Consider the following 14268-nt stretch of genomic DNA (forward strand, 5'->3'; position numbering starts at 1 on the left):
CCTTACTTTTATATGATATTCGTAGCGAATTAGTTAAACAATGTAATGAGTTGTGCTTGTTGTTTAACTAAACTTTGATAAATGGTTAACTGATTAATTGCGCGGTCTAAATTGTGCTGTGAATGCTCGGTTGCAAAATACACATCACCAGTTAAATAGTCTGTTAAAAAGCGCGCGCCGAGCATTAAAGACATCACCTTAATACCGAGCCATAAACTTTGTTTTTCTAATGGTGTAATGATCCCATTTAACGCTTCAAGATATGCCTTAGTTGCTATCGTGATAATTTCTGGGCGTGCATAAACATGATTTAGAAGGGTTGAATCCTCTGGCTCCGGGGAGCAAAATGCCCTGACCATATCACCAAAATCATACATTAAATAACCCGACATGCAGGTATCTAAATCAATAATGGCCATACTGGACATATCACGTTTATCAAATAACATATTATTGATTTTAGTGTCATTGTGACAAATACGTTTCGGCAATTTAGTTTCAAAGTCGGCCAACTGCGCTAACACTTCTGTTTGTGACAAAGCATATTCAGCCCATGGTTGACAAGTCGCCAATCGTCCACAGAGATCGCTATCAACAGATTGCCTTAATTGCGCTAGGCGCTGAGGTAAATTTAAAAAATTAGGGATAACATCAACCACGCTGTCAGTATGCATGTCGCTGAGCGCTGAAGCAAAATGGCCAAAAGCGTAAGCTGCCACTTCTGCTTGCTGCGCAATAGTCACAACATCAATGGTATGGCTATATTCTAAATAGTCGATTGCACGCCAAAAGCCTTGCTCGCCGAGATCAAGCCCTAACAAGCCACTCTCTGTCAATACGGGACTAATAACCTGCATGGCATAGTGTTTTTCTTTGCGTTTAGACAACAAATGATGGCTAATATTAGCGCTATTGTTAACAACTGCGTCAGGCATAGTAAATATGGCGGTATTAAGCTTTTGTAACACAACTTTCTTGGTTGGGTTTGCAACCAAGAACGTGTGATTGATATGTCCATTACCCAGAGGGGTAATGGTTGTATCTGCTGAATAAAAACCAAACTGAGGCACCACAACCTGCCTAATAAACGCTATCAATCCATTGTCCCTAATCACAATAAATGGTCATTATTGCTACGGCTTTATGTTACTTGCCACAGCACTTTTATTACTGACTTAATAAGCTTTCAAACTGAGGGTTTTGCATCAATGCAGCCTGGCTGCCTTTTAAACTAAATTCATAACCACACAACTTAAAACTTCCACGCAGTGCCACGTTATTCACCATGACATTTTTATCTAACGGAGAAAACCTTGCCTCAGTAGCGCCATCGGCTAATAAATCAACAGTAAGCGGCCTAAATTGGCTGCCATCATTAAATGCTAAATGGGCACATGTTTGATCGCCAACCGCACTGGCTAAACGCCACAAGTTTTGTGCATCTCCAGCATCACCAAGCCAGCGTAAAATAAGCACATCACCTTCTAACGCTAACCAAAAACCGTCTGGCAGCTTAACCATTTGTCGAGTCATTGATACAGGTTCAATGACACCTTGTGTCATTTCTGCATCGATGTCGTCGGAATCAGAGCTAGAAATGGCATTAACTAAGGCCATCACAAGATAAATTAATGCACAGGCGATGCCGATAGCAGCAATAATTTTTCCCGCCAATATCAACTTAAGTTGGTGCAGTTTCGCAACATTAATCCATGATTTAGCCAATTCGGTTATCGAGCCAGACTTCAGTGCATCTTGGTCAACATATAAAGGCTGATGAACGCGCTCACGAGTTGCGGCAAACAAACCGGTACTCAGATCGTCATCAACATGATGGGCCAAATGTGGCTCATTAGGTAAGTCATCCTCTGCATCTTCAATATCGTGAGGTTCGACATCTACCGTTGAGTGCATAGTAGGCGCTGATGATTGATCGGCCTTATTGTCACGCTCAACATGTGGCGTTAACTCATGCCCAAAAGAGTTCGATGAGGCATCTGTTAGCGGTGAAGAATGCTGCCCTTTAATAACAGGGTCTTGTCGCTGATGCATTGAATTTGAAGTAGCACTAACAACCAAATTGGGGCCGTTGTAACCAAGCTCGTATTGAATGTTATTTTTACTCGGCAAAAAGCTTAAATAGGCACCACAGGCTAACCCAAATAAAAAAAGCCCTGCTAATGCGCCAAATGGCGCCATAAAATATGCTGAAACACCAAAAATGAATACAGGCAGTATGCAAACAGTCACAAGCTTAATGGTTTTGTTAGCGTCATATAAGCGGCGTATTGCAGATAAGCCGACAATAGGTAAAGACACTAGCGTGAAGATTAAAATGATAATACTTGCAGGAAACACCATCGCTGCGAGGCTCAATAACGCAAACGCTGCAAATACAATGACCATTAACCTTAGACCTGTGTCACGACCTTCGTGGCACAGCAGGGTTTTTACTAACATCAAACATTCCTATGTTGGTTTACTGAGTAAATTGATAAAACAGTGTTATTAGTACAGATTATTAACCTTACAGTGCATCCGAGCTTGCACATAAAGCGTTTATTGGCGTAGAAAAACAACACCATAAATAACCATTTCACACAACAGCGCAAAGCCTACAGAATTTATCTTATAAAGCCAGATCCAATGCATGTTTTAAGCAATTATTTTATCGAAATAATGCCCTATTACCCATCAAAATTATGTCTTGGGGTTATCACACTGTCCAGGTAACACTCTGGCGCCTAATAGCCCTAGCATAACCTTACTATTAGCGAGTATAATATTAAGCTTTCTTAATGAATAATCGGATGAAAAACCAATTTATGAGCACTCGTGGAAATCTTTTTATTGTGTCCGCACCCAGCGGTGCAGGTAAATCGTCACTTATCTCGGCACTTTTAAAAGATAAACCCAGCGATAAACAGGTTTCAGTGTCACATACCACCCGCCAACCTCGCCCAGGCGAAATCGACGGACAACACTATCATTTTGTGAGTGTTGAGCAATTTAAAGCGCTTATTGCACAGAATGCATTTATCGAATGGGCAGAAGTATTCGGTAATTTTTATGGCACATCTAAAACCGTAATAGAGCAAACCCTCGCACAAGGTATTGATGTATTTTTAGATATCGACTGGCAAGGCGCAGAGCAAGTCAAAAAGCTAATGCCTTATGCCATAGGGGTATTTATTTTACCGCCTTCAAAGGCTGAATTAGAGCAACGTTTAACTGGCCGAGGCCAAGACAGCCAAGCAGTTATCGACTCACGTATGGCGCAGGCCGTATCAGAAATGTCGCACTATTCACAATATGAATTTGTAATAGTAAACGATGACTTTGATAGTGCACTGGCGGATTTAAGCGCAATTATTCGCAGCCAAAGGCTAACCTGTGCTAGTCAGCAGCATACCCACAATGATATGCTTGTTGATCTCTTGGCAGATTAATTGTCATAGTGTACAATTTTGCGTCATTTTTTCCCATAGATAACACTGGAGTTTCAACACATGGCTCGCGTAACTGTAGAAGACGCCGTAAACAAAATCGGCAACCGTTTTGATATGATCCTGGTTGCAGCGCGTCGCGCACGCCAAATCGCTGTGCAAGGTAAAGATCCTATGGTTGAGGAGATGAATGACAAGCCAACGGTTATCGCATTGCGCGAAATCGAACTTGGTTTGGTCACCTCAAACACATTAGATGCTGACGAACGCCAAACTGTTCGTGAACGTGAAGCTGCTGAAATCGCCGCAGTTGCAGCCATTGCAGAAGGCCGCGTAATTTAAGGAGTAGCGCCACTTGTATCTGTTTGAAGGTCTAAAAGAGTCAGCTTCCAGCTACTTAGAGCCGGAGCAAGTCGAATTACTCAAGCAGGCCTATTTGGTTGCGCGTGATGCCCACGAAGGGCAAATGCGCACAAGTGGCGAGCCTTACATTACCCATCCAGTTGCGGTTAGCCGCATCCTGGCAGACATGCGTCTCGATCACGAGTCGCTTATGGCTGCCCTGCTCCACGACACCATAGAAGACACCCCCGTCACTAAAGAAGAGCTCACCGAGTTGTTTGGTATTACAGTTGCGGAGCTTGTCGAAGGTGTATCTAAGCTTGACAAAATCAAGTTTCGCGACAAAAAAGAAGCTCAAGCGGAAAACTTCCGCAAAATGATGATGGCAATGACTCAAGATATACGAGTGATCCTCATTAAGTTAGCTGACCGCACACACAATATGCGAACCCTTGGGGCCCTTCGCCCAGACAAGCGTCGTCGTATTGCTCGTGAAACCTTAGAAATTTATGCCCCGATTGCAAACCGTTTGGGTATTCATAACATCAAAATCGAACTTGAAGACTTAGGTTTTCAAGCATATTACCCTATGCGCCACAGGGTAATACGCGATGTGGTTAAAGCTGCTAGGGGCAATCGAAAAGAGCTGATCAACAGTATCGAATCAGCAATCGCTTCTCGCCTAGAAGAAGCCGGGATCCCGGCAAAAGTCAAAGGCCGCGAAAAAAACCTCTATTCTATTTACCGCAAGATGCGCAGCAAAGAGCTGCAATTCCAAGAAGTGATGGACATCTACGCCTTTAGAATTATCGTCGACTCTATTGACACTAGCTACCGCGTACTTGGCGCTATGCATGGCCTATATAAACCTCGGCCAGGTCGCTTTAAAGACTATATTGCCATTCCAAAGGCAAACGGCTATCAATCATTACACACCTCTTTATTTGGCCCCCATGCCGTTCCAGTTGAAGTGCAAATTCGCACCGAAGAAATGGATCAAATGGCCGACAAAGGGGTTGCAGCGCATTGGATGTATAAAAATAACACCGATGCTTCTAAGCAAAACACAACCCAGGTACGTGCACATAAATGGATGCAAAGCCTGCTTGAACTACAGCAAAGTGCTAGCAGTTCATTTGAGTTTGTTGAAAACGTTAAGACCGAACTCTTCCCAGAAGAAATCTACGTCTTTACCCCTGAAGGTCGCATTCTAGAATTACCTGTTAACTCAACCGCCGTCGACTTTGCCTACGAAGTGCACACCGACGTGGGTAACTCATGCGTTGGTGCACGCGTTAATCGTCAAGCATACCCATTAAGCCAACCGCTTATTTCTGGCCAAACAGTTGAAATTATTACCGCCAAAGGCGCGCGACCAAACGCAGCATGGCTCAATTTTGTGGTCACGGGTAAGGCTCGCGGTAAAATTCGTCAGGTATTAAAGAGCCTTAAAGGTGATAATGCCATCGCACTGGGTAAACGCTTATTAAATCATGCGTTAGGTGATACAAAACTTGAGAGCATTCCGCCAGAATTACTCGACAAAGTCATTAAAGAAACCAAACATACCTCGCTCAACTCACTGTTGGCAGACATTGGCTTAGGCAATGCCATGAGCATAGTGATTGCTCAGCGATTAGTTGGCGAACAATTTGACTCGCATGATAACAACAAAGAAAAACCACAAATGCCAATCCGTGGCGCAGAGGGCATGCTAGTCACTTACGCTAACTGCTGTCGTCCAATCCCCGGGGATGCTGTGATCGCTCATGTGAGTCCAGGTAAAGGCCTAGTGGTGCACATGGAGAGTTGTGCCAATATTCGTGGTTATCAAGGTGAGCCAGACAAATACATTTCGGTGCACTGGGATAACGTAGAGGGCGTTGAATATCAAGCCAACTTGCGGGTTGAAATTGTCAACCACCATGGTGCATTAGCTAAAATTACGTCAATTATTGCCTCGGCTGGGTCTAATATTCACAACCTCAGCACAGAAGAGCGTGATGGCCGTGTGTATTTGATTAATTTACGAATTTCAGTGAAAGATCGTGTCCACCTGGCCAATGTTATGCGCCGGATCCGCGTGTTGCCAGAAGTACTGCGCACATCGCGTAATCGTTAATTACTATAAATGATAAGAGAGTACCCAAATGGCTGAAAAAATCATTATCGCTACCGACAAAGCCCCGCAGGCAATTGGCACTTATTCACAAGCAGTAAAAGTAGGCAGTACTGTTTATCTATCAGGGCAAATCCCATTAGATCCAAAAACCATGACCATGGTAAGCGATGATTTTTCTGAGCAAGTTGTACAAGTATTCGAAAATTTAACCGCTGTGTGCGAAGCCGCGGGCGGAAAAATGAGTGATATCGTTAAGCTCAATATCTTCTTAACCGATTTATCGCATTTTGCCACGGTAAACGAAATTATGAGCCGTTACTTCCAACAACCTTACCCTGCTCGTGCCGCGATTGGTGTAAAAGAGTTACCAAAAGGGTCTCTGGTTGAGATGGATGGCATCATGGAAATATAAGTACGAAGGTACATTATTTTCATCAGGCGCCTAGGGCGCCTTTTTTATAGCTCATTCATTTTTGTAGAGTAAATGCTCAACACCTATTGTTTATTCAACAGATTCTGCTAACGTAACTAAAGCGTGATCCTGCACACAGAGTGTGCAAACGGTTTGCGCCAGCGCACAAAAATCGCCATACTAAAGTGATTCAGTCATGTCGTAAAAAGATAATAACGTTAATCAAGACAAGCTGTAAGGCTCATAATCTCATTAATGTACACGGGTCACTATGCCCGTATCAGCGTACCTGAAAGTGATAAAACATGGGGATGTTTTTAACGATTCAGTTGATAGTATTAAAACCCAAATAACTATAAAGAAAATGGAAGTGTCGATGGAAAATTTAATTAAAACTCCCGTTGAGATGCTGTCTCACTGGGTAGATACACAAGGTGATAAAGTTTACCTTCGCCAGCCAATTGGCGGCAAATATGTTGATTTCACCTGGCGCGAAGTTCAACAAAAAATGCAACAAATTGCAGGTTCACTTCGCCACCTTGGTTTAGAACGTGGCGACAAAATTGCGGTTTTGTCCAAAAACTGTGCCGAATGGTTTATTGTCGACTTAGCCCTCATGTACGGTGGATACATTAGTGTACCTATTTACCCTACCGCCAATGCCGAAACCATCCGTTACGTGCTTGAACACAGTGGCGCCAAAGCCATTTTTACCGGCAAACTTGATCATTGGGCCGAGCAAGAAACCGCCGTAGGCGGTGAGATCCTGCGTTTAGCCATGCCATACGACACTATGCCAGCCCAATATCATTGGGAACAATTATTAAAACTCGGACAACCGCTTGTAGAAGAAGCACTACCCACAACAGACCAGGTGATGACACTGATTTATACATCTGGCTCAACAGGTAAACCTAAAGGTGCGATACAAACTTTTGCCAGCTATGGTTGGGCTTGTGAAGCCGTCATTCGCGACTTAAAAACCAATACGGCCGACAGATTACTCTCTTATTTACCGCTTGCACACATCACTGAGCGTGTCGCAATAGAAGGCTCATCTTTCTATTCTGGAGCAACCGTTTCTTTTGTTGAATCTCTCGACTCATTTGTTGACGATATTCAGCGCTGCCGCCCTACCGTATTTTTCTCGGTGCCGCGTTTATGGACAGTGTTCCAGTTAAATATCATTAATAAAATTGGCGAGAAAAAACTCAACACTTTACTCAAACTGCCCATTATTAGCAGCATAGTGAAACGTAAAATTAAAAAAGGGCTTGGGTTAGATCAATCTCGCTTAAACGGTTCAGGTTCTGCACCCATTCCACCATCGTTACTTGAATGGTACAACCGTATCGGAATCGATATCTGTGAGGCGTGGGGTATGACAGAAAACTGCGCATACTCAATCATTAATTATCCATTTAATGCCAAAAAAATTGGTACTGTTGGGCGTCCTGTTGAAGGTTGCTTAGTGCGTCAATCTGAACAAGGTGAACTGTTAGTTAAAAGCCCAGGTTTAATGAGCGGCTACTACTTACAAGAAGAAGCCACCGCTGCCGCATTTACAGAAGACGGGTTTTTCCATACTGGCGATTTATGCGAAATTGACGAAGACGGCTATATCGACATTACTGGTCGAGTTAAAGATAACTTCAAAACCTCAAAAGGTAAGTATGTCGCCCCAGTTCCCATTGAGCGTAAATTAGCTCAAGACTCGCATATTGAATTAATCTGCGTGATCGGTTCAGGCTTACCTCATCCGGTGGCACTAGTTCAATTGTCTGAAGGCTCTAAATTACAGCCTCGTGAAGAAGTAAGAACGTCATTAAAAGAAACCCTCGACAGCGTTAATCCTCACTTAGAATCACACGAGCATGTTGATGCTATTGTGGTTGTTAACGACGAGTGGAGTATCGAGAATGATGTATTAACACCAACATTAAAAATTAAGCGTCATGTGCTTGAAAAAGCATTCAGCACAAAAGTTGAAGGTGTACGCGGAGCCAAAGTTCGTTGGGAAGATGAATTGTAATTTGCAATCATTTTTTATTGCTAAATGAGAAAAAAATACACGCTACACAGCGTGTATTTTTTTGACATATTCTGTCATTATAGCCGCACTTAATTAGGCTGTACTAATGTGGTACCGCTTGACTTCACAAGGCAGAAAAACATGTTCATTGCGTTATCGATTATTGGCGGTTTTATTATTTTAACCTTTGGAGCAGAAGCGTTAGTGCGCGGAGCAAGCGCTGTGGCACTTCGTTTAGGGATTGCCCCGCTCATCATAGGGTTAACCATTGTTGCATTTGGTACAAGTGCGCCAGAACTCGCAGTAAGCGTTAAATCAGCGCTTGCAGGTAATCCCGGTATTGCACTGGGCAACGTAGTGGGGTCTAACATCGTTAACATCGGGCTTATTTTAGCCATAACCGCACTTATCCGCCCGATTACCGTGCAATCACAAATGGTTAAACGCGATATTCCTATCATGATCGCTGCATCGATTTTGGTGTGGTTTTTATTACTTGATGGCGATGTCAGTTTTATTGATGGTGCTATTTTATTTAGCCTACTCATCGGTTACTTGGGCTTTAGTTATGTTAGCTCAAAAAACAGCCCTGAAGAGTTAGACATTGATGCCACGCCACAAAACCCGCTAATTTCAATACTACTGATTGCAGTAGGTATTGCCATGTTAGTGGGTGGCGGTATTTTGTTTGTTGATGGAGCAGTTGATTTAGCTAAACAATTTGGTATTAGCGAAGTGATTATCGGCTTAACGATTGTGGCAATTGGCACAAGTATGCCTGAGCTGGTCACCTCGGTGATGGCTGCGTTAAAAGGTCAAAGCGACATCGCCATTGGTAACGTTGTTGGCTCAAACATCTTTAATATTTTAGGCATACTCGGTGCCACTGCACTTATTCATCCTGTTTCGGGTGCAGGTTTTAACGAGATTGATTTTATTGCCATGCTAATTTTTGCCATTATGGTTTTGCCATTTGCTTGGAGTGGTTTACGTATTGGCCGACGTGAAGGTGGTGTATTACTCGCGGGATATATTGGCTATACCAGCTACCTAGTTATGCAAGTGGTTTAATCCATCAAATATTGAGCGAACCCAATAAGGCCAACAACAATGTTGGCTTTTTTGGCTACAAAATGACATTTGTCACCCTTTATTGATGACCTTTGTGCCTGACAATCAAATCTGTGTTTCTCCATACTAACCTGACTCCCACATATCAGGGACAACCAAGGAGAGCACCATGAAAACACTACTATTAATTACCAGCCTTAGTTTAGTTAGCCACCACAGCCTTGCCGATATCAAGGAGATTGATGCCGCAGCTAACACCATGAACATGAATCAACTCGCGCAATATAGCCAAAACACCAGCGACTATGAACAGGCCTACGCGTTCTATCGATTAGCCATCACAGCGAACATTAGTGGCCAACGTAAGCAGGCTGGGGATTCGTTAAACGAAGCGCAAAAAGCCTTAGAAAACTTACTCGACGCACAAACAACCGCTGACTCACAAGCATTACTGGCTGCGGTATATGGCATGCAAATCGCGTTAGATAACAGCAAAGGAACTGAGTACGGTATGAAAACTGCCACACTATTGCAGCAAGCCACAGCGTTAGAGCCCAACAACCCAAGAGTGAGCTTAGTCAAAGCAATCAATGCCTTTTACACTCCGAGCGTATTTGGCGGCGGACTAGAAAAGGCACAAAACTTAGCAAGCCAGGCAATTACACTTTACGACCTACCTTGCGACACCATTTGTTGGGGTCATGCAGAAGCCTACACATGGCGCGGCTTAGCAAAGCAAGAACAAGGGGACATAAGTGGGGCACTACAAGATTGGCAACATGCAATCGATATCGATCCACAATACGGCTGGGCTAAATATCTATTAAGCCAACAAGCTGTAACGCAGTAATGCCTTACGTATTTGGCTTGAGTTAACGCGCAGTTACTCTATGATTAACTGCGCTAGGAGGCACAATGACAACTTGCTTACCCATAAAAAAAGAAAAAAGCTACGAACAAAAAATAGCTTGGGTTTACTTATTAAACCTTGGGTTTTACTTTATTCCACTGTACTTTATGGATGAACAGTGGCTAAAAATATTTTTTGCTATTGCACTGCTTATCCCTTTTGTTGTTGGCTACTTTTGGGCATATAGCAGTACAAAAGAGCACGCATTCAAACCTATTCTATTAATGCTCACCATTGCCATCGCGTCGGGGTTTCTCACAAGCGGCGCCATGTCTTTATTCAGTTTTTGTTGTTTCTTTATCGGTTTTTTCTACTCATTGCGCACCGCGATATTAAGCTATATAGGTATCAGTTTGCTGCTATTAGCTATCAATATTATCGTGGGGTATTCTGGTTACTTTTTTACTTTTTACGGGATGGGGATATGCCTAGGTGTGGGTGTTTTTGGGATTGTTGAGCAAAATCGTCAACGCATTAAGCGCCAACAAAAACAGTCTAAAGATGAAATATCTCACCTCGCCACAGCACTTGAGCGCGAACGCATAGCCCGTGATTTACACGACGTTATGGGTCATCATTTAGCCTCTATCGCACTTAAAACAGAACTCGCTGATAAACTCATAAGCGCAGGTAAAACTGATATGGCCCAACAACAAATCAACCAAGTGAGCCAAATAACCCGCGACTGCTTAAGCCAAATTAGACAAACCGTCACCAACTACAAACATCAAGGCCTAAGCCAAACCCTAAATACGCTATCACAAACCCTGAGAGATAAATCCATTGAGGTTAATATTGAAGGCCAGTGGCCAACGTTAAACAACCTCACAGAATCACAATTGTGTTTGATGCTAACCGAATTAGTTAACAATACCGTTAAGCACAGCAAAGCAGACCAATGCACTATTGCTTTTCAATCTACACCGCAAAGCATGGTAGTCAGCTATATCGAAAACAGTGCCGTTGATACCCTCATCAAAGGTAACGGACTAAACGGAATAACAGAACGAGCAGCGTTATTAGATGCCCAAGTGCAGTATCAATTAGGCCCCCACTTTACGGTTACCATTACTTTGCCAGTAACAGAGACACAATGAATATTTTATTAGCAGAAGATCAAGCCATGGTCCGTGGAGCGCTTGCAGCTCTACTCACATTGGCCGTAGATAACATCAATATCACTGAGGTCGAAGACGGTGATAAAGCCCTCGCCATGCTTAAATCTCAGCACTACGATTTATTATTAACCGACATAGAAATGCCCGGAAAGTCAGGTTTAGAACTCAGCCAATGGCTGCAGCAACAAAATTGCTCAACAAAAGTGATTATCCTTACAACCTTTGGCAGAGCTGGTTATATAAAGCGAGCATTAGAATACGGTGTCAGTGGTTTTTTATTAAAAGATGCCCCCTCAGATGAGCTTATCAGCACCATAAAACAAGTAATGGCTGGTAAACGCGTCATTGATCCTGAACTGGCGTTTAGCGCAATAGGTGAACTTGATCCGCTTAACGATAAAGAGCGTCGAGCGCTTCGCCTTGCAAGTGAAGGGCTGTCTACGGCTGATATTGCCAGCAAATTGTTTATTGCCGAAGGTACTGTACGTAACTATTTATCTGAAGCCATCAGCAAACTTAACGCCAGTAATCGAATCGATGCTGCAAGGATCGCTAAGCAAAAGGGGTGGTTGTAATCATGGTTAACATATTGCCTTGTGAGCAAACTCTGCTAAGATAACCTAAATATCTGTATATAATTACAGTGATCGGCTGGGGCCAATTGATATCACTGCTATTTTTACTTATCAATTTTAGGTGCACGCAATTTGCTACAACTGGATCGCGTTCCAATCACAGACCTTCAAGGCGTTGCCAAAAAGGTCGCTGAAAAGCTAGCTAAGCTCGGTATAAAAACAGTACAAGATGTGTTGTTTCACTTACCGCTGCGCTACGAAGACCGAACGCAAATCTACCCTATTGCCGCATTACCTCCAGCCAGTTACGGCACCATAGAAGCAGAAATTCAATCAACACAAATCATGCAAGGCCGTAAGCGCATGTTAGTGTGCCATGTCCGCGATCACAGCGGCGTAATGAGCTTGCGCTTTTTTAATTTTTCAATGGCGCAACGAAATGCCATGGAAAACGGTGCGATTATCAGAGCATATGGAGAGATAAGGCGCGGCAACCATCATAAAGAAATCGTTCACCCTGAATATCAAATCATCCACCCAGGTGAAACCGTCAACTTAAGTGACACACTAACGCCAATTTACCCAACAACAGAAGGCTTAAAACAAGCCAGTTGGATACGTCTAACTGAGCAAGCATTGGCTATGCTAGACCAAGGCGGATTACCTGAATTACTCCCAGCCAATTTGCAGCCCAATAACATTAGCCTGCGCGATGCGCTGCATACCCTGCACCGCCCATCTAGCTCAGTATCGCCTTATGAATTAGAGCAAGGACAACATCCTGCTCAGCAACGCTTAATACAAGAAGAGCTACTGGCCCATAACCTCAGCATGTTGCAACTACGCCAGCGAAGTAATCAAGACGCGGCAGTCGCCATGGCCGCTACAGGGCAGTTATTACAACCATTTTTGACTCAACTGCCCTTTTCGCCAACTGGGGCACAACAACGCGTGGTCGCAGAAATCAACCAGGATTTACAACACCCTACCCCCATGATGCGCCTTGTGCAGGGGGATGTGGGTTCAGGTAAAACCTTAGTGGCGGCACTTGCCGCTCTGCAAGCAATAGAAAATGGCTACCAAGTGGCAATGATGGCTCCCACCGAATTATTAGCCGAACAACACGCGGCGAACTTTGCCGCCTGGTTTGAGCCTTTAGGCATTAAAGTCGGCTGGTTAGCTGGCAAGCTGAAAGGCAAAGCCAGGGCTCAATCACTTGAAGACATCGCCAGCGGTGCAGCACAAATGGTGATTGGCACCCATGCTATTTTTCAACAAGCCGTTGTGTTTAATAAACTGGCATTAATCATTATTGATGAGCAGCACCGCTTTGGGGTGCATCAACGCTTAGGCCTTCGAGAAAAAGGCATTAGCCAAGGCTTTCACCCTCATCAGCTGATTATGACCGCAACGCCAATACCGCGCACGCTCGCCATGACCGCCTATGCCGATCTGGATACCTCCATTATTGATGAGCTGCCACCAGGGCGCACACCTGTAACAACGGTGGCGATTGCCGATACTCGCCGGCAACAGATCATTGAACGTGTCAGACATGCCGCCATTAACGATAACCGCCAAGCTTATTGGGTATGCACCTTAATTGAAGAATCTGAAGTCTTAGAATGCCAAGCCGCAGAAGACACCGCGGCAGAACTGAGCGCTGCACTGCCCGAGTTAAAAGTAGGTTTAGTGCATGGCAGGATGAAAAGCGCTGAAAAACAAGCCATCATGGCGCAGTTTAAGTCAGGTGAGTTGAACCTATTGGTGGCGACTACCGTCATAGAAGTCGGCGTAGATGTGCCTAATGCCAGTTTAATGATTATTGAAAATCCTGAGCGGCTTGGGCTAGCGCAATTACATCAACTTCGAGGTCGTGTTGGTCGTGGCGCAGTAGCCAGTCATTGTGTGCTGCTTTACAAAGCGCCGTTATCGCAAACGGCTACCAAACGCCTAGGAGTATTAAGAGACAGCAACGATGGCTTTGTGATTGCGCAAAAAGATCTTGAGATCAGGGGCCCCGGTGAAGTACTGGGCACAAAACAAACTGGCTTAGCCGACCTTAAAATTGCCGACTTAATTCGCGATCAGCACCTTATTGCCCCCACTCAAAAATTAGCTGTGCATATTAACCAACTGGTGCCGCAAAATATCGATGCCATCATTGAGCGATGGTTAGGAGACCGCCAACAGTACGTTCAAGCTTAAAAGTTTGCGCTAAAATTGAATTAATGCGGTTT

At 43.9% G+C, this 14268-nt stretch carries 12 protein-coding genes; 10 read left to right on the forward strand and 2 right to left on the reverse strand.

The window, feature by feature from the left end; translation table 11 throughout:
* Positions 1–29: 29 nt before the first annotated feature.
* On the reverse strand, positions 30–1097 hold the full coding sequence (locus IEW93_RS00355; protein ID WP_188735726.1) for a phosphotransferase enzyme family protein: 1068 nt from the start codon (positions 1095–1097) through the stop codon (positions 30–32).
* 70 nt (positions 1098–1167) lie between these two features.
* Positions 1168–2460, reverse strand: a complete 1293-nt coding sequence (locus IEW93_RS00360) for a DUF805 domain-containing protein (protein WP_188735729.1) — start codon at positions 2458–2460, stop codon at positions 1168–1170.
* Between the two features lie 365 nt (positions 2461–2825).
* Between IEW93_RS00360 and gmk the strand changes: the two genes are divergently transcribed.
* The 10 genes from gmk (at position 2826) to recG (ending at position 14236) form a co-directional block, all read left to right on the forward strand.
* On the forward strand, positions 2826–3449 hold the full coding sequence (gmk, locus tag IEW93_RS00365; RefSeq protein ID WP_188736072.1) for a guanylate kinase: 624 nt from the start codon (positions 2826–2828) through the stop codon (positions 3447–3449).
* A 60-nt stretch (positions 3450–3509) separates the two neighbouring features.
* Positions 3510–3788, forward strand: coding sequence for a DNA-directed RNA polymerase subunit omega (gene rpoZ / locus IEW93_RS00370; protein WP_188735731.1), 279 nt, complete (start codon positions 3510–3512; stop codon positions 3786–3788).
* A 13-nt stretch (positions 3789–3801) separates the two neighbouring features.
* Complete coding sequence (gene spoT, locus IEW93_RS00375) at positions 3802–5910, forward strand: bifunctional GTP diphosphokinase/guanosine-3',5'-bis pyrophosphate 3'-pyrophosphohydrolase (protein ID WP_188735732.1); 2109 nt, start codon at positions 3802–3804, stop codon at positions 5908–5910.
* A 28-nt stretch (positions 5911–5938) separates the two neighbouring features.
* A complete protein-coding gene (gene ridA / locus IEW93_RS00380; RefSeq protein ID WP_188735735.1) occupies positions 5939–6322 on the forward strand; it encodes a deaminase RidA in 384 nt (127 codons plus the stop codon).
* 376 nt (positions 6323–6698) lie between these two features.
* On the forward strand, positions 6699–8354 hold the full coding sequence (locus tag IEW93_RS00385) for an AMP-binding protein (RefSeq protein WP_188735737.1): 1656 nt from the start codon (positions 6699–6701) through the stop codon (positions 8352–8354).
* A 141-nt stretch (positions 8355–8495) separates the two neighbouring features.
* The gene (locus IEW93_RS00390) at positions 8496–9425 is read left to right on the forward strand and encodes a calcium/sodium antiporter (protein ID WP_188735739.1); all 930 of its coding nucleotides are present in this window, start codon (positions 8496–8498) and stop codon (positions 9423–9425) included.
* A gap of 169 nt (positions 9426–9594) precedes the next feature.
* Positions 9595–10275 carry a tetratricopeptide repeat protein gene (locus tag IEW93_RS00395; protein WP_188735741.1) on the forward strand — a complete coding sequence of 227 codons (681 nt, stop codon included), beginning with the start codon at positions 9595–9597 and terminating at the stop codon, positions 10273–10275.
* A 65-nt stretch (positions 10276–10340) separates the two neighbouring features.
* Positions 10341–11432 (forward strand): histidine kinase, encoded by a 1092-nt coding sequence (locus tag IEW93_RS00400; RefSeq protein WP_188735743.1) that lies wholly within the window; start codon positions 10341–10343, stop codon positions 11430–11432.
* A complete protein-coding gene (locus IEW93_RS00405; protein WP_188735746.1) occupies positions 11429–12028 on the forward strand; it encodes a response regulator transcription factor in 600 nt (199 codons plus the stop codon). Before IEW93_RS00400 ends, IEW93_RS00405 begins: the two co-directional genes overlap by 4 nt.
* A 132-nt stretch (positions 12029–12160) precedes the next feature.
* A complete protein-coding gene (gene recG, locus IEW93_RS00410) occupies positions 12161–14236 on the forward strand; it encodes an ATP-dependent DNA helicase RecG (protein WP_188735747.1) in 2076 nt (691 codons plus the stop codon).
* Positions 14237–14268 lie beyond the last annotated feature (32 nt).

The organism is Shewanella inventionis, assembly GCF_014641855.1.
Taxonomy (GTDB): domain Bacteria; phylum Pseudomonadota; class Gammaproteobacteria; order Enterobacterales; family Shewanellaceae; genus Shewanella; species Shewanella inventionis.